This window comes from Candidatus Planktophila versatilis (genome assembly GCF_002288345.1).
In the GTDB taxonomy this organism is placed as follows: domain Bacteria; phylum Actinomycetota; class Actinomycetes; order Nanopelagicales; family Nanopelagicaceae; genus Planktophila; species Planktophila versatilis_A.
The window spans coordinates 405,346-421,503 of sequence record NZ_CP016781.1 but is presented as its reverse complement, the minus strand read 5'-3'; the positions used below and the strand labels follow the sequence as shown (position 1 = coordinate 421,503).

Below are 16,158 nucleotides of genomic sequence, written 5' to 3'. Positions count from 1 at the left end.
ACCTGGCTTTATGACGGCGCATTTAACTGGAATTTCAAGCAGGTCCATTAAAGACTGAATCCCAGATTGTGAAGAGAATTAATCCGAAGAGGACTATCGATGCAGCACGATAAAGAATTCTTCCCATGCTAGTTTTGTAGAAATACGCCGGTGCCTTAAAGCTAGATTCAGTCAGCGCTTCCATGATGCTGAAATAGAGCACCGGAATAAGTGCAACTGCAAGGACTTTCACATTCACCATATCAGCTTCATCATCGCCAATAACCCCTGTAAGAATTAAGCCGATAGCAACCATCAGTCCTAGCCTTGGCGTTCCAGAGATATTAAACCTCTCAAATCTTGCACTCGGATTAATTCTAAGAATAAGTGCAAGACCAGGTAGCACCACCAGACCCACAAGCAACCAAGTAGGCAGGGTCATGGCCCCAAGGAAGACACTAGCAAGTAGCCAAGTCCAAGCTCCCTTGCGTAGGTATTGAAAAACTCTTGACCATCTTGGCACTGGCACAGCTTCTGTCACAATCTCATTAATTCGAAGTGCGAAGTGCTTGGCAGTAACTCCTTCTGCGAAATACCTAAGCACAATTAAAGCCCATGAAATGCCAGCTATCAATTTGCAGGTACTCGCCGAGATTGCATCCTCGTTCCCAGCAATCTCCGGAAGCGCTTCAAGAACCTTCCAGATAATCCAAGCTGTAACGATGGGACTTAGCGCATAATCAACAAGTCGCTCCCATCTACCCGTCCGATTAGTATGAACTCCATCAAAACGACGCATGGCACCAGCAAAAAGAGCAGGACCAGTTATAAGAATGAAGATACTTATCAAAGTTGCAGAATTTTGATGCCAATGTATCCCGGCTGACTTGCCTGCAAGCTCAAAGGAAAAGAATAAAACGGCAAAAGTAATGGCCGAAATAGCACCCGCTAGCGCATCGAAGCAACCAAGAATTAAGCCCAAAATCAGGAACTCCTTCGAGGGAATTGGAGAAGTTTTATCAGTGCTATCTGTACCCAGGTATTCAAAGATCCCTAGGCAAAGCGCAACCGGATACAAAATAAGTGAAAATGCACCAGTGGATGCACGTAAATAATCAGCATCACCGAAAATTGTCGCTGCGGGTGGTGAGATTTTTCCAATTTTGCGGATGAAGGCGGGAACTTTGACAGTAAAGAATGACCATTTATCCAGTGAAATTATCGGGCCGTTAAAGAAACCCCGCATCCCTTTACCAGAACCAAATTTGCGTTCACGGCGACTACGCAACTCCATGACTTCAGGAAAATTTGACCGGTTTGAATTGTTTGGGCCTGGTGAATTAGCCGAATTTTGAGAGGGTACTGGAATTGATGCTCTCAAAACAGCAGAGGTCGTAATTGCCAAATAGGTTGCGGCAGCCAAGATGGAAGACTTAACAAACTCTGGTGAAGCATCATCCAATATTCCGTTTTCCAGATCTATCGGCTTGGGTCCCATAGGCTCACTTGAAGTTGGTTCTGGACTTGGAGTTGATTCTGGACTTGGAGTTGAAGTCGGTAGGAAATCTGCAACAACAATTTTTTTGAGATACGTTTTACTCCACCAGACTTTCTTTTCCAAATCACATTTGGTGTCAGGAAAATCTCTTAAGAACGGTTCCAGATTTTCATTAGGTGTGCACTTATTTTCGTCAATGAGACGCCCAAAAGCTACTTTACCTTTAGGGTATTTATATGATGGTGTCGAATTCTGATCCTTTGTCCAAATAAAGGTTGTAGGAATGTTTTGTGACGGATAGCAAATACCAGCGATTTTTTCTTCGGTTGTCGTGTCAATAGCTATGGATCTTGAAGTATAAGTTTCGTTGCTGCCAAGGCAAGGATTGCCCAGCAAAAAACCTCCATCCGACAGCTCCGAGCCGTTAGCAAAAGAATTAAATGCTCCCAGACTCGCAAAAGCCAAGATGGCCGCAGTAATAACTCTGTACTTTTTGCTAACCATGATAGGAACCTAAACCAGGAACTCCCATTTAGATAGGAGTTTTGAGAAATAATCCCTAATAGTTGATATTTAAAGCCAGTTAGCCTGGCCCTTTACCACTGCGTTAACAATTGCGCTTTACTCTTAATCCTCGGGACGAGTAAGACCGTTCTCTTTCCAGAAATTACGTCCTGGAATTCCCCACTCAAGGAAGAAATCTCCGACAGTTTTGCATAGCTCGCTATTCACACCGTTCACGGTCTCAATAATGGACTCCGAACGAGTGGCAGCATGTTCCATAAATCGCTTGAAATCTGCCGCATCTGCAAAGAGTGGATCTTCAGACTTTGGATTACGGATAGCTAATTGTTGATGGAGCGCTTCCCGAGCCTCTTCGCCTAAGAAGGTGATACGAGGTCCCTCGCTTGTCTCAAACTGGAGAACAAGTGGATCGCTATATGGATTTTCCACGATATTTCCATCGATATCTAATGAACCAGAATCCTTGACCTTAATCTTTTCCAGCTCTTCAAAATCAAGTCCGGTGCCAACAAGGCTGAGCATTAACAAACGCACAACCGGGTCAAAGTCACCCTTTTTGCTATTTGCAATATGTGGACGTGGCACGGTGGTGAACTGCTTTACCCAAGGAACATCTACTCCGTGAAATGCCCACCACAGCTTTGGTCCCAAGATTAGGGCCGCAAGTTGGACCGAAGTAAGGTCCTGGTGCAGCTGTAGATACTTCTGGTTCAGCAGCTCTGCTGTGAGTGGATCAGCTTGGCCAGCCTTGAGCGCTGCCTCTAAATCTCCATCGCAGACTTCGCGCGCGAATCGATCAAGAGTTGTCACTGCGCTGCGGATCCAAATATCTGGTTTTCTAGTGCGCTCAGCCAAAATACAGGCAACGCGCATAACAGATGGAATTTCTAACAGTGAGAGTTCGCGTCGATTCTTAAGGCTTCTGCGCGCTACTTCATCTGCTGATAAATACTCAATAACTGATTCGGCTGTTTCATAGCCAGGAAAATAAGTACTGCCGGTTTCATACCTTATAGCCATGGTGGTGCATCCTTTGCAATCTCAACCTCATTGACCTTGGCAGCAATATCTTTTGCAATAAAGTGATCGCGAATTTCAACTGTGGCGCGTGTGACGCCTTCAACTAGTTCTACGCGACGACGTATCTCTTTGCCGATTGAGATGGCGAAAGGGGAAGGGCAGAGAGGCGAGGTCAGGTGGTAACGGATAATCGCGTTACCACCCTCCCTCAGCTCTACTTCATCGATCATGCCTAGCTGAGCCATGGTCTTGCGGATTTCAGGATCGGGAACACTACCTGCCGCAGTACGAATTTCTTCTTCGATACTCATGGATGTTGTAGACATGACTTCTTTCTTTTCTTAGTAACTAACTTGGTCGCTTAAGAATTAAGCACCGACGTAGGAAGCCTTGTTCGCAAGGAATTCCTTACGACGTTGGCTAAATTCATCGTTCTCAATCTTCTTGAGCTTTGCATCGGTGTCAATGCCGTATAGACGTGCGACGTTTCCACCGATGATCTTTGCCTTGATTTCAGGAGTTAGCTGAACGCCAAACTCTTCAGCGATATCGTCTGGGATCTGGTATTCCATGAATTCATCAAGAATCCAGTGTGGGTACCAAATTGGGAAGTCTGTTCCCCAGATGATGCGGTCTTCGCCGAGCCAGAAGAGCAGGTTCGCCATCATTTCACCAAAGTAGCGTGGACGCTTGTGAATAAATGCGTTTGCTACTGCAAGTGATGCATACACGTTTGTTGAACGTGCAGCAATCCAGCAGAACTCATCCAAACGTGGAAGACCAATGTGATCCACAATGAAGTTAAGTTCTGGATAGAGTGATGATGGTTCGTCAATGTCATAGACGTCGAACTTCTCCATTGAAAGAGGCTCTACAGCAGGGCCCTTATGGAAGTGCATGTTCTTAACGCCCATTGCAATTGCTTCTTCGTAGCAAGGGAATACAGCTGGATCATTTGCTTTCCAACCGCGTGATTCTCCGCGCCATTCAGCGGTGTACCACTTGAAGCCCTTCATACCATCGCCTTCAACCTGCTCACGCATGTGACGAGTTGCGTTCTTATCGCGTGGATCTACTCCACCAAGACCGATAAGACGCTCTGGTGCGCGAGCAACCATCTCAGCATTGCGCTTTGAGTTTGTAAATCCTGTGTGATAGAAATCCATCAACACCTGTGTAGAAAGAATAGCCATATCCATTTCACCACGTACGAACATGTGGTGGAGATACCAATCTGGATCTACCTTACGGAACTCTTTATCAAAGTCCATTGTCCATTTTGGATCTGGTGGATTAAAGCCACTCTGAAATGCATAAAATGTTTCAGCGAAAGCTAAACCATATTCATTTTTAATGTTCTCTTTGCTGGCATCCCAGAAACCGGTATGCGCATCAAGAACGAATTTTCCATCCTTCATGTGTTCCCTTTCTTCTTGCACACGAAATGTGTTTGGGAAAATGTAAGTCATAGCGTTACAGTCCGCAAGGCGAAAATTAGGTGATTTGCAGCGCTCTATGGTATGGAATGTAACAATCTGGTAACGAAGAGTTAGGCTAAATGCCCATCTTGGTAGAGCCAGGATTTCTCGGAAGGAAGTTTCAAAAACAGGTTCTTGCCAGCAGGCAACCCTTCGCTGCGCGGGATCTTGACCGAGATTGGTGAGCCCCCAGAGACACATTTAAGGACTCGGACGCTGCCTAGGTCATCATGGCCTAGTAGCTCTGCCTCAATCACATTCTCGCCCGCACTCGTTACAAGTGAAACGTACTCAGGGCGAATTCCGACTTCAATGGCCTTGCCTGTGACCGCTGTGTGGGCAGAGCCGGTCTTTAACTTTGTCGAACCAAAGTAAATCTCACTTGATTTAGCTTCCACCGGCAAGAAATTCATGGCTGGTGAGCCGATGAAGTTACCGACATACTTTGAATTAGGCTTTTCAAATAGCTGCTCTGGGGTTCCACGCTGGATTACCTCACCAAAGCTCATGACCAGCAACTCATCAGCAAAGGTCATCGCCTCATACTGATCGTGGGTCACATAGATAACGGTCAAGTTATTGATCTTATTAATAGCCTTGATCTTCTTACGTAGCTCAAACTTAGATTGTGGGTCAATCACTGTGAGCGGTTCATCCATCAGTAGCGCACTCACGTCATCGCGGACCAGACCGCGACCCAGTGAGATCAACTGCTTCTCATCGGCGCCGAGCTTGACCGCTGAGCGGCCCAACTTATCTGTGATCTCTAGGATCTCAGCAATCTCATGCACTCGCGCCTTAATCTTCTCGGGCTTCCAGCCGCGGCAGACCAATGGGAATGAGAGATTTTCAAATACCGACATAGATCTGTAAATGGTTGGGAATTGAAAGACTTGCGCAATATTTCGTTGCGCCGTAGGAATATCAGTAACATCTTGATCATCGAAAAGTAAACGGCCCTGGTGCGGGGTTACCAGACCTGAGATGGTGTTAAGAATGGTGGTCTTGCCGCAGCCAGAAGGACCGAGAAGGGCATAGGTCTTACCGGACTCCCAGACCATATCAAGGGGCTTAAGTGCCCAGGTTGATTGATCCTTATCCTTATTATAGGAATGCCCAATATTTGAGAGCGTAATTTTAGCCATCGTTACTCCCCTGCGCTATCTGGTGAGACACAGAGCGCCCCATTAGTTTCGAATAGGAATAAACGGTTGCCCGGAAGTTCAATCGAGATTGATTCACCGACTTTTACGTCGTGGATACCTTCCATTTGAAGAACTACTTCACCGGCTGGCGTATCAACATAGACCAGGGTCTCAGAACCAGAGACTTCTACCAAGGAGATGGTTCCCTTTTCGCCACCAGATTTAGCACTGACAATGTCATTTGCCCGGATACCTACTTGATAATGGCCTTCTTTAAAGTTCTTCATCTTCGCCGGAATTGGTTGCGAATAACCATCACCAAAACGAATTTCTCCGGCAGAGAGTGAGACCGGCAAGATGCTCATCGGAGGATCGCTGATTACACGCGCCACTGTGGTCGACTGTGGCTGCTCATAGACCTCTGTTGGGCTGCCGTATTGAATGATTCGACCCTCGTGCATCACCAAGATCTCGGCGCCAAGAATGAGCGCCTCCGGAGGTTCAGTGGTGGCGTAGATTGTTACTGCATCTTTTTGAGAATTAAATATTTCCTTAAATTCAACTCGAAGTTGTTCGCGTAGCTTGTAGTCAAGGTTCATCAATGGCTCATCAAGTAACATGATGTGAGATTGACGAGACAGGGAACGAGCTAGCGCCACCCGCTGTTGCTGGCCACCTGATAGTTGTGCTGGTTTGCGATCAAGGTAGTCACTGAGCCCAACTTTATTGATCGAAGCAAGGGCGACTTCGCGCGCCTCTGACTTCTTAAGCCCTTTACGAAGTAGCGGGAACTCAACATTTTGCAGAACTGACTTGTTGGGATAGTTAATAAACTGCTGATAGACCACAGCAACATCGCGTTCCCAGATTGGCTTATCCTCAAAATCTTCACCATTCATGGTGATTTGACCGCTATCGATAGGCAAAAGGCCGGCGATGGCGCGCATCAGCGAGGTCTTGCCCGATGTAGTACGTCCAATCAGGATGTAGATACGGCCAGGCTTAAATTCAAAGGAGATATCGTCCAGGATCACGCCTTCTTTTTCGGTAGTTACCGAGACGTTTTTAAGTATTAAAGACACTTGATACCTTTCATCGAACAGCTCCGCCAAGGTTTCCACGAGATAAGAATCGTTCAATCACAAAGGCTAGCCCGACCAACGGAATAATTGAGAAGACCGTAGAGGCGGCCAGGATCCAATAAGGCGTCACAGTGCCGTTCAGGGCGATGACAGCAACCGGCAAGGTAAGCACCTTTGTTGCGGTGAGTGTGAGGGCGAAGAAGATATCGTTCCAGCCAAAGATGACGCAGAACATGCCAGCGACAGTCAGACCTGGCTTAGATAGCGGCAGGATTGTTCTAAAGAAAGCTTGGATTGGATTACATCCTTCTAACATCGCCATCTCATCGATTTCGCGTGGAAGTGCGTTAAAGAAATCAACCATCAACCAGACCACAATCGGCATCAAGCCAGAAGTAAGAACCAGGATTAATCCGAGGTGGGTATCAAGTAACTTAAGCTCTTTGAGCAAGAGGAAGAATGGAATAGCGAGAACTACCGGCGGCATGATGCGCTGGGAGACGAAGAAGAAGATGATGTCGGCGTTGCTGTAGTTTTTCCAGCCGTAGGTGAAGCGAGAGAGTCCGTAGGCGGCCAATGATCCAAAGATCAGTGAGATTGCAGTAGCACCTGCGGTGACGATAAAACTGTTCAACGTTGGTGTTAGCAGATTTGTCAGTGAATCTGGACCAGGAAGGATTGCTTTCCAACCAATCAGACTTGGTTGAAACTCCAAGAATGGAATGAAGGTTGCGCCATTTACTACGGCAGACTCTGGCTTAAAGCTAGTCGTAATCGCCCACATAATCGGGAAGAGAACAAAGAGGCTCCAGATAGTGATGAAGGTTGCCTTTAAGACTTTATACATCAGTTAGATCCCCCGAGGCTTCGATAGACGGGCAAAGACTTTTCCGATAATGGTCAGAGTCAAGATTGCGAGAATCAAATACATCAGTGCCAGGGTGGAACCGTAGGCAATCTGGAAGTCCTGCAAGCTGCGCTGGAAGATATAGGCCGCTGGTGTTTCAGTTGCATTTCCAGGACCACCTCGCGTCATAGTAAAGACGGAGTCGAAGATCTTTGAGGCATCAATTAAACGAATCATGATTGCACCAATACTGATTGGCGCCATCATTGGGAAAGTTACCCGCGCAAATGTCTTCCACGCACTAGCGCCATCAATTGCCGCTGCCATAAATGGTTCTTTCGGCAAGCTAAGAAGTCCGGCCAAGAGAATCAAGAACATAAATGGAGTCCACTGCCAGACTTCGACGATAGTGATTGCAATGTTCGCGGGTCCACTTTCGGTGAGCCAGTTAACTGGACTGAGGCCAACACGGGTGAGAAGTCCATTGAGTGCACCAATATCTTCGGTGAAGATCGAACGCCAGATGATTGCCATAAGTGATGGTGTTGTCATCATTGGAACCAACCAGAGAACTCGGTAGAAGCGGCGCGCTGCTATTCCCTTCCAAGCGAAGAGCGCGATGGCAAAGCCGAGGACATACTGAATTGCTACCGTTAAAAATGAGAGATAGAAAAGTCTAAGTAGTGAGCCCCAGTAACGGGTGTCACGGACCATCTCGCCCCAGTTTTCCCCACCAATAAAATTAAGTCCTGATTGAGAAACGTTCCAGCTTGAAAAAGTCACACGAATCGTGAAGAGAAGCGGGAAGATAATAATTGCGATAAGCAAGAGCAAGCCTGGAAGAAGAAAGAACCGTGGGTAACCTTTTTTCACTGAGATCCTGCTCCACTTCTGCCCGCTAATTAAGGGGCAATAAAACCATTACCCGGGTCATTATGCAAAACTCATGGGTGTCGCGCGGCCAAAAAATCTGACCGCGCGACACCTTCGAACGAGTTACTTACTTGATGTTATCTTCAAGCGCAATTACGTTCTGGTATGCAGACTTCACCTTAGTGATACCTACACGCTTTGTAATTGCATTCCACTCTTTAGCAGCCTCATCGAGTGCCTTTTGTGGTGTTGCTTGACCTGCAAGGGCCTTTGCAACTGCATTTTCCATAGCTGTCATGTAGTCAGAAACGCCAGGAACGCGGAGGTCGAACACACGGTTGGTGTTCTTCTCGTAGTTCTGCATTGTTCCGAGCCATGAATCTACTGCTGGCTTGCCCCAGTTCATTTCCTTTACCCAGAAGTCAGATGTGAAGTCTTCTGTACGTGAAGGGTTTACGCCCATGTCACCGATGGTGAGATCGAGCTTGTGGTTCGCCTTATTTGCCCAGAAGCAGAGGTAATCAAATGCCATCGCCTTTGCAGGTGATGCAGCTGTTACTGCTGATGACCAACCCCATGCGATGTATGGCGCGTAGTTGACTCCACCCTTAGGTGTATCCCACTTCTTTGTCACACGGTTCCAGACTTTTTCAGCTCCTGGAAGAGGTGCAGCCTTTACCTTGTTCTTGATTGGGCTTGTTGGCTCATTTGACTTTGACCATGCATCATCCCATGTGTAAGAAAGAAGTGAATCTCCACGTCCAAAGGATTCAATTTCCTTTGAAAGGTCGAAGTTCTTTCCACCGACTGGCATGAACTTGGTTGCTTCAACGAAGTCAGTTAGACCAGCAACGAAGCCTGGGTTGTTGACCTGTGGAACCATGTTTTCATCGAACCAGAATCCACCCTTAACGTTTGGATTCTTTGCATATGGTGCAACGCGGTCGATAAATGCACCGAACATGAGGCCACCCTTTTGAGTGATTTCTGTTGTTCCAGTGAACTTAACTCCTGCTGGCTGACCTGCTGCCTTGTAGCCATTGAATGTCTTTGCGTGAAGGTTGTATTCCTTCCATGTCTTTGGAACTGCAAGCTCTTTGCCAGTCTTTGACTTGTAGAAAGCCTTGGCTGCTGCATTCTCGTAGACATCTGTACGGTACTTGAGGAAGTGACGATCAGCGTCGATACCGAAGAGCTTGGTCTCGCCATCCCACTTGTAAAGTTCCTTGTAAAGAGGTGTAAGGGTTGCAAGTGAACCTTTGCCCTTGGTTACTGAATCTGGAACCTTTGCGTAGTAAGAGTGGAAATCACCAATCTGGTATGAACCATTGAATACAACGTCGTACTGGTTTGTATCTGTCTGGTATGAACGAAGCTGCTTAGCGTAGAGGTCACCGAATGAGACGTGCTCAACTTCAACTTTTCCACCTGTTAGCTCTTCGAACTGCTTAGCGTGAAGCGCTGTTGGCTTACCCATGTTAGGGATCGCGTGAGTGAGGACACGAAGAGTCTTACCTGAGTAATCCTTCTTTGATGTCTCATACCAAGAGCAAGCGTCATCTCCATCAGCTGTGGTTGCAACATTTGCGTACTCAGCACCGTATGCCTTGTATGAAACTTCTTGGCCTGGTGTACGAGTAAGAGTGCCACCTGCTGATGCAGGTGCAATTACTACTACTGATGCAGCAAGCGCAATTGGAAGCGCTACGGCAAGTAGAGTCTTTACTTTCTTTGTGAACATAAAATTCCTTTCAGGAATATTTCTTGAGAGTGTTGTTTAAAACTCATCTGAAGATAATCAGATGAAATTTCGCTTCCAAGTTTCACAAGCTTCTCCCCGAGATTTCCCCCGAAGTTCCCTCGCAACTTTTGCAGCATCCGAATATTACGCAGAATTCATATTTTGGGTAGTTTGAAATCGTGAGGAATGATCATCGGCTATCACCCTGTAACGCTTGTGCAGTGGCCTTTATAACGGTTTGGTAACACGATTTCTATAACAATTTGATAACACGGCAGCTTGCGCTAGGGAACGAGGATGAGCTTGCCGCTGGTCTTGCCGCTAGCTAAATCATCATGCGCCTTATGCGCATCGCCCAGGGCGTAGCGCTTATCGATGCGCACCGTTAACTTGCCTTTGAGTAATAAATCAAAGATCGCATCGCAGCGCCCCTTAAATTCGGCGGCATCTGCCACGTAATGGGCAAGTGTTGGCCTGGTAAGAAAGAGAGAGCCAGAAGAATTCAATCGCATAATTTCAAATGGTGGAACCGCGCCACTTGCTGCGCCAAAGAGCACCATCATGCCCCGGGGTTTTAGACAAAGTAGTGATTGATCAAAAGTTTTTGCACCCACTCCGTCATAGACCACATCGACTCCACGGCCACCGGTAATTTTCTTTACTTCGGCAACGAAATCTTCTTTGTCATAGCGAATCACATGTTGCACACCTAGTGCTCGAACAGTTGCTTCCTTGGCTTCGGTGGATGTCGTACCAATGACGGTTCCACCTTTAAGAAGAATTAATTGTGCAATCAAACTTCCGGTGCCGCCAGCGGCAGCATGCACAAGTGCGATATCCCCTGCCTTAATTTCATAAGTGGAGTTGGTGAGGTAATGGCCAGTAATTCCCTGCAACATAAATGCCGCAACCTCTTCTAACTCAAGGCCCGACGGAACGATTGCCGCTTTCGCCTCCTCCACGATTGCATATTCGGCGTAACTTCCCAGCGCCCAGGTCCAGGCAACGCGATCGCCAACTTTGATTGTCCTAACATCGCTACCTACTGCTTCGACAACTCCAGCGCCTTCCATACCTGGGGTATATGGCGTAGTCATGCCATAAACGGGATTTCCATTGCGTTGATAGATATCTACGAAATTAACTCCAGCGGCTGCCACCTTCACCAGTAGCTGGGTACCTGTAGGAGTAGGGGTAGGTGCATCTACCAATTGCAAAGTCTCGGAGCCACCGAACTGCGCGATTTCAATCTTTTTCACTGGCAGTTCATCTCCTTCGATGAGGTGGTCTTCCGAGACTTTACAAGGTATTACTGAGAACTTCTTTTGGGTTTCTTAACTTTGATATTAAGGAACCAGAATTGCGCGACCCTTAACCTTGCCAGCGTTGAGATCATGTAGCGCCTGATCGGCATCCTTGAGCGCATACTCCACGGTTGATAGGTGAACTAATCCACGCTCAGCCAAGGACATGAGCTCGTTGAGATCTGCCCAAGTTCCGACCAAGTTACCGACGATATTGCGCTCAGTTGTAATGAGATCGAGCGCTGAAATCTGGATATCTTCACCGTAACCAACGATGTAGTAGTTACCAAGTGCGCGAGTCATTGCTAGACCCTTCTTGATTGAACCCTTCTCGCCCACGAAGTCGATTACCGCTTCCGCGCCGAAGCCCTTTGTCAGCTGCAGAACAGCTTCCACTTCATTGCCATCAGCCTTAATGACGTGATCGGCCCCGCTCTCTTTAGCCAACTTAAGCGCCATATCTGACATGTCGACCACAATAATTTCAGCGGCGCACATTGCCTTCAGGCATTGAATTCCAATGTGGCCAAGTCCACCTGCACCGATGGCCACAACAAACTGACCTGGCAAAAGTGTGCGAGATGCTTTCTTAGCAACGTGATAGGCGGTAAGACCAGCATCGGCATAGGCAGCAACTGCCTTAGGTGCGAGTGATTTAGGAAGGGCGACAATGTTACGAACGCTGGTGACAAGTGCTTCGGCGTAGCCACCGTTCTCACTTACTCCCGGAAAAGTTCCAGTGCCGTGCATATCTTCACCGCGACGGTGTTCAATTTCAAAACCAGAAGATAGACGTGGGTGCAAAATTACTGGATCACCTTTTTTAAGGCCAACAACTTCGGAACCAACTTCTTCCACCCAGCCAGCGTTCTCATGGCCCATGATGTATGGAAGCAGGGTCTTGCCATCTGGATCCATACGTGAACGCCACTGACCTTCGATCACGTGCAAGTCGGTGCGGCAAACGCCGGCGCCACCAATCTTTACCAACACATCTGTTGGCTTAGTAATCTTTGGATCTGGAACATCCTCATATGTGACCCAGTTACTTGCAGTAAGAGACTCATCGTATTTATGAAGTACTGATGCTTTCATTGTTCCTTTTCCTTTTCCTAAAAGTTTGCCCGCCGTGGGGACGCAAATGTAGGCTCCGCGCGAAGAAATTTCAAGCGGTGACACCCTTGGCGCTAGAGCGTAAGCAGTGTCAGCGCTGCAATAGCGCTGTCGTAACCCTTATCTTCTTTGCTGCCTGGGCGCCCCGAGCGCGCAATAGCTTGCTCGAGGTTTTCACACATGAGCACACCGTAACCAATCGGCTTTGACCATTTTAATTGCACATCAATCACACCTTGGGTGACACCTTGGCAGACATAATCAAAGTGTGGGGTTTCACCTTTGAGTACTAGCCCCACCGCAACGACTGCGTCATATCCCTTTTCAAACATCTTCTGGGCGGCCAACGGAATCTCAAAAGAACCTGGGACATAGATGGTCTTGATCTTCTTCACCTGGGCCGCTTCCAGCGCACGGGTGGCACCAGCAACTAGATCACTACAAATATCTAGATGCCAGGAGGAAGAGATGATGGCCACCCTTGCCTTAGGCAGTTGCGGAACTGTGATTGCAGGTGCGTTACCGGCCATTTATTTACTCCCTTGGGTGCGCCTATGTCCAAGCCGATCGCGCTTAGTAGATAGGTACTTCTCGTTATATTCATTACTTTCAATAGCAAGGGAGACCTGCTCGCAGGTGATTCCACATTCTGTGACCGCAGCTATCTTCTCTGGGTTATTGGTGAGTAACTTCACTGAGCTCACCTTGAGGTTCTTTAAGATGGCTATTGCCTCAGACCAATCACGAGAATCGATGACATGGCCCAGCTCTAAATTGGCATCGACTGTGTCCAGCCCCTGATCTTGCAAGGTATAGGACTTAAGTTTTTCAGTCAGCCCAATGCCGCGACCTTCGTGATCGCGCATATAGATAATGTATCCGCAGCCATAGGCTTCAATGGCAGCAATTGCGGCATCTAGCTGTTGTCCACAATCACAGCGCTGTGAGTGCACCACATCGCCGGTGAAGCATTCCGAGTGAATACGCACCATCGGCACTTTTTCTTCTCGGCCAAAGCGCATCACTACTTGTTCACGGTGCTTCAGTGATGGATAAGTTGCAATATCCCACTCAGCGTTTCGCAACTGAACCTTGACCCATTCAAAATCATAAGCCGGATAGTTCACTAGCGTTGGCACATGTTCTAACTTGATTTGGTACTCATAGATATCGGCAATCGAAACGATTGGGATTTGGTGCTCGTGTGCAAAATCAAGTAACTCTTGGCCGCGCGCCATCGAACCATCTGCTGCCACAATTTCTGAGAGCAGCGCCGCCGGATATGAGCCGGTGAGTTCGGCAAGTGCCACACCGGCTTCAGTGTGTCCCTTACGTGCAGCCAGCCCTTGACCGTTAGCAATCAGTGGAAAAATATGTCCGGGGCGAATGAAATCTGTTGGTAGCGATCTAGCGCTACCCAGTGCGCGAATTGTTGCGGTGCGCTCTTGCGCACTGACTCCAGTAGTGATTCCTTGGGCCAGATCAACCGAGACGGTAAAGGCGGTCTTTCGCACATCTTGGTTCTGTTCGACCATATAAGGAAGGTGCAAACGACGCGCTTGCTCGCTCGTAATTGCAACACAGAGAATGCCGGTGGTGTGGCGCACCATGAAGGCAGTTTTCTCAGCCGTTGCATACTCGGCCAACATAATGAGGTCGCCCTCATTTTCGCGCTCGTGATCATCTACAACGATGATCATCTCACCGCGTCTAAATCGATCTAGGCTATCTGCAAAGTTAATTTCCACCGGCAACACCTTTCTTCAGTAGTCGCTCGACATACTTGGCCAAAACATCTACTTCCACGTTCACTAGCCCACCAGCTTTCTTTGCGGACAAGTTTGTCTTGGCTAGCGTCTCTGGAATCAGCCAGACGCTCACGCCATTGGTGGCATCATCGAGTGCGCCCACCGTCAGTGACACACCATCGAGTGTGATCGAGCCTTGGGCAACTACATACTTCATTAATTCTGCTGGCATTGTGAGATCTAACTGCGCCCATTTTTCACCGGGTGTGTGGGCAACGACGGTGGCCACACCATCGACATGACCTTGGACAATATGTCCGCCCATGCGCATATCAAGCTTTGCCGCCAGCTCTAAGTTCACAGGTGAACCCACTTCTAATTCAGACAGTGAGGTCAGCTTCAGCGTCTGCACCATGACATCTGCGGTGAAGCAATCGTCAGTAATTGAAGTCGCGGTCAGACACACACCGTTGACGGCAATTGAGTCGCCCAGGCCAAGGCCGGCTACCGACTGTGGTGCGGTGATAGTAAAGACGGCAGAGCTTTCTCCGCGAGTAATGCCTTGCACGGTGCCAAGTTCTGTAATAAGACCAGTAAACATTTAGCGCCCCTTCACAATTCGGTAATGGGATTTGGTATCGCTACCAAATTGCGCAGCTGATATCAGCTCCAAGCCAATGTGATCTGCCAGCGTGGAAATACCGAGATGGCTGACAAATTCTTTACCCGCGCCAAGTAGCTTTGGTGCCTGATAGATAATGAGTTCATCGATATTTCCAGTTGCCATCAGGGCAGAGCCCAGTGTGGGACCTGCTTCAACTAATACTTGGTTAAATCCTTCATCGCTTAACACCTTTATCAGCTCTGGAATCGACTTTGATTTCACAGTAATGGTGCGAGCTTGCTCATCAAAAACATTATGGGTAGGTGGCACCACTTGTTCTCCGCAAATGATGCGCACTGGACGAGCAGCATGACCACGAGGCACTAGATGTGGGTTATCAATGATTGCGGTATTTGTTCCAATCACAATGGCATCAGATTGTGCGCGTAGCACCTGCACGTCATCCCTAGATTCGGGCCCACTAATCCATTGTGATGTCCCATCACTTGCCGCCACTTTGCTATCAAGTGTCATAGCAACTTTCCAGATCATCAGCGGGCGACCTAGTAGCTGCTTAGTCAGCCATGCTCGTTGGATGAATTCCAGTTCGGCGCTCTTTTGCTGTTCCACCGTGATACCGGCAGCGGTGAGAAGTTGCGCTCCCCCGGCGGCTATCGGGTTGGGATCAGTAATGGCATAAGTAACTTGTGAGATTCCGGCATCAATAATTGCTTGCGCACAGGGCGGAGTTGTTCCGGTGTGAGCACATGGTTCAAGTGAGATAACCATCGTGGCACCGCGCGCTGCAGCCCCCGCCTTTTTTAAAGCAACAACTTCGGCGTGATCGGCGGATTGCGCGCGGTTATGAAAACCATCGGCGATCAGCGCACCATCTGCTGAATAGATAGCAGCTGCAACATTTGGGTTGGGGAATGTGCCACCCAAGCCGACACGGCTGAGCGAGCATAGATGCGCGTAGGCGTCATCGATAAACATGGTGCACCGATTCCGCTGTTATCTCTCATCCGGACTTTAACCGTCGGTCTCAGAGTTTCACTGAGTCAACCGCCCACTGGATGTGTGCGGGTCGCGGACTATAACCGCCGGTTCGAAATTACATCGACCCCGATAACAACTGATCAACAGTCTACTACTTATCCACACGGCCCGAAAATTCTAGAAATTAAGAGCGCTCGTAGAC

The 16,158-nt window shown here is 48.1% G+C and carries 15 protein-coding genes and 1 riboswitch; all 15 genes read right to left on the bottom strand.

What is annotated here, in order from left to right; all coding sequences use genetic code 11:
- Positions 1-34: 34 nt before the first annotated feature.
- Positions 35-1,981, bottom strand: coding sequence for a hypothetical protein (locus A1sIIB142_RS02170; RefSeq protein ID WP_095693485.1), 1,947 nt, complete (start codon positions 1,979-1,981; stop codon positions 35-37).
- A 123-nt stretch (positions 1,982-2,104) separates the two neighbouring features.
- Positions 2,105-3,022 (bottom strand): hypothetical protein, encoded by a 918-nt coding sequence (locus A1sIIB142_RS02165; RefSeq protein ID WP_095674622.1) that lies wholly within the window; start codon positions 3,020-3,022, stop codon positions 2,105-2,107.
- A complete protein-coding gene (locus A1sIIB142_RS02160; protein ID WP_095693484.1) occupies positions 3,013-3,348 on the bottom strand; it encodes a metal-sulfur cluster assembly factor in 336 nt (111 codons plus the stop codon). Before A1sIIB142_RS02160 ends, A1sIIB142_RS02165 begins: the two co-directional genes overlap by 10 nt.
- Before the next feature lie 42 nt (positions 3,349-3,390).
- Positions 3,391-4,440: an amidohydrolase family protein gene (locus tag A1sIIB142_RS02155; protein ID WP_095693483.1), complete on the bottom strand. Its 1,050-nt coding sequence runs from the start codon at positions 4,438-4,440 to the stop codon at positions 3,391-3,393.
- 131 nt (positions 4,441-4,571) lie between these two features.
- Positions 4,572-5,645 (bottom strand): ABC transporter ATP-binding protein, encoded by a 1,074-nt coding sequence (locus A1sIIB142_RS02150; protein WP_095693482.1) that lies wholly within the window; start codon positions 5,643-5,645, stop codon positions 4,572-4,574.
- A 2-nt stretch (positions 5,646-5,647) separates the two neighbouring features.
- Complete coding sequence (locus tag A1sIIB142_RS02145; RefSeq protein ID WP_223298183.1) at positions 5,648-6,727, bottom strand: ABC transporter ATP-binding protein; 1,080 nt, start codon at positions 6,725-6,727, stop codon at positions 5,648-5,650.
- Positions 6,728-6,737: 10 nt separating this feature from the next.
- On the bottom strand, positions 6,738-7,574 hold the full coding sequence (locus A1sIIB142_RS02140) for a carbohydrate ABC transporter permease (RefSeq protein WP_095674618.1): 837 nt from the start codon (positions 7,572-7,574) through the stop codon (positions 6,738-6,740).
- A gap of 3 nt (positions 7,575-7,577) precedes the next feature.
- Positions 7,578-8,447 carry a carbohydrate ABC transporter permease gene (locus A1sIIB142_RS02135; RefSeq protein ID WP_095674617.1) on the bottom strand — a complete coding sequence of 290 codons (870 nt, stop codon included), beginning with the start codon at positions 8,445-8,447 and terminating at the stop codon, positions 7,578-7,580.
- 127 nt (positions 8,448-8,574) lie between these two features.
- Complete coding sequence (locus A1sIIB142_RS02130; protein ID WP_095693481.1) at positions 8,575-10,188, bottom strand: ABC transporter substrate-binding protein; 1,614 nt, start codon at positions 10,186-10,188, stop codon at positions 8,575-8,577.
- Positions 10,189-10,472: 284 nt separating this feature from the next.
- Positions 10,473-11,447, bottom strand: coding sequence for a quinone oxidoreductase family protein (locus A1sIIB142_RS02125; protein WP_095693480.1), 975 nt, complete (start codon positions 11,445-11,447; stop codon positions 10,473-10,475).
- Positions 11,448-11,534: 87 nt separating this feature from the next.
- On the bottom strand, positions 11,535-12,587 hold the full coding sequence (locus tag A1sIIB142_RS02120) for an NAD(P)-dependent alcohol dehydrogenase (protein ID WP_095674614.1): 1,053 nt from the start codon (positions 12,585-12,587) through the stop codon (positions 11,535-11,537).
- A gap of 92 nt (positions 12,588-12,679) precedes the next feature.
- On the bottom strand, positions 12,680-13,135 hold the full coding sequence (gene ribH / locus A1sIIB142_RS02115) for a 6,7-dimethyl-8-ribityllumazine synthase (RefSeq protein ID WP_095684542.1): 456 nt from the start codon (positions 13,133-13,135) through the stop codon (positions 12,680-12,682).
- Complete coding sequence (gene ribB / locus A1sIIB142_RS02110) at positions 13,136-14,353, bottom strand: 3,4-dihydroxy-2-butanone-4-phosphate synthase (RefSeq protein WP_223299213.1); 1,218 nt, start codon at positions 14,351-14,353, stop codon at positions 13,136-13,138.
- On the bottom strand, positions 14,343-14,954 hold the full coding sequence (locus A1sIIB142_RS02105; RefSeq protein WP_095693479.1) for a riboflavin synthase: 612 nt from the start codon (positions 14,952-14,954) through the stop codon (positions 14,343-14,345). Before A1sIIB142_RS02105 ends, ribB begins: the two co-directional genes overlap by 11 nt.
- Positions 14,955-15,953, bottom strand: coding sequence for a bifunctional diaminohydroxyphosphoribosylaminopyrimidine deaminase/5-amino-6-(5-phosphoribosylamino)uracil reductase RibD (ribD, locus tag A1sIIB142_RS02100; protein WP_095693478.1), 999 nt, complete (start codon positions 15,951-15,953; stop codon positions 14,955-14,957).
- Positions 15,954-15,966: 13 nt separating this feature from the next.
- Positions 15,967-16,094, bottom strand: a riboswitch (FMN riboswitch).
- Between the last annotated feature and the right edge of the window lie 64 nt (positions 16,095-16,158).

Excerpts from the sequence above, each read along its gene's own strand:
- A1sIIB142_RS02120 (WP_095674614.1), bottom strand. The coding sequence starts at position 12,587 with ATGAAAGCATCAGTACTTCATAAATACGATGAGTCTCTTACTGCAAGT.
- ribH (WP_095684542.1), bottom strand. The coding sequence starts at position 13,135 with ATGGCCGGTAACGCACCTGCAATCACAGTTCCGCAACTGCCTAAGGCA.
- A1sIIB142_RS02150 (WP_095693482.1), bottom strand. The coding sequence starts at position 5,645 with ATGGCTAAAATTACGCTCTCAAATATTGGGCATTCCTATAATAAGGAT.
- A1sIIB142_RS02155 (WP_095693483.1), bottom strand. The coding sequence starts at position 4,440 with ATGAAGGATGGAAAATTCGTTCTTGATGCGCATACCGGTTTCTGGGAT.
- A1sIIB142_RS02130 (WP_095693481.1), bottom strand. The coding sequence starts at position 10,188 with ATGTTCACAAAGAAAGTAAAGACTCTACTTGCCGTAGCGCTTCCAATT.
- A1sIIB142_RS02105 (WP_095693479.1), bottom strand. The coding sequence starts at position 14,954 with ATGTTTACTGGTCTTATTACAGAACTTGGCACCGTGCAAGGCATTACT.
- A1sIIB142_RS02170 (WP_095693485.1), bottom strand. The coding sequence starts at position 1,981 with ATGGTTAGCAAAAAGTACAGAGTTATTACTGCGGCCATCTTGGCTTTT.
- A1sIIB142_RS02165 (WP_095674622.1), bottom strand. The coding sequence starts at position 3,022 with ATGGCTATAAGGTATGAAACCGGCAGTACTTATTTTCCTGGCTATGAA.
- A1sIIB142_RS02140 (WP_095674618.1), bottom strand. The coding sequence starts at position 7,574 with ATGTATAAAGTCTTAAAGGCAACCTTCATCACTATCTGGAGCCTCTTT.
- A1sIIB142_RS02160 (WP_095693484.1), bottom strand. The coding sequence starts at position 3,348 with ATGTCTACAACATCCATGAGTATCGAAGAAGAAATTCGTACTGCGGCA.
- ribD (WP_095693478.1), bottom strand. The coding sequence starts at position 15,953 with ATGTTTATCGATGACGCCTACGCGCATCTATGCTCGCTCAGCCGTGTC.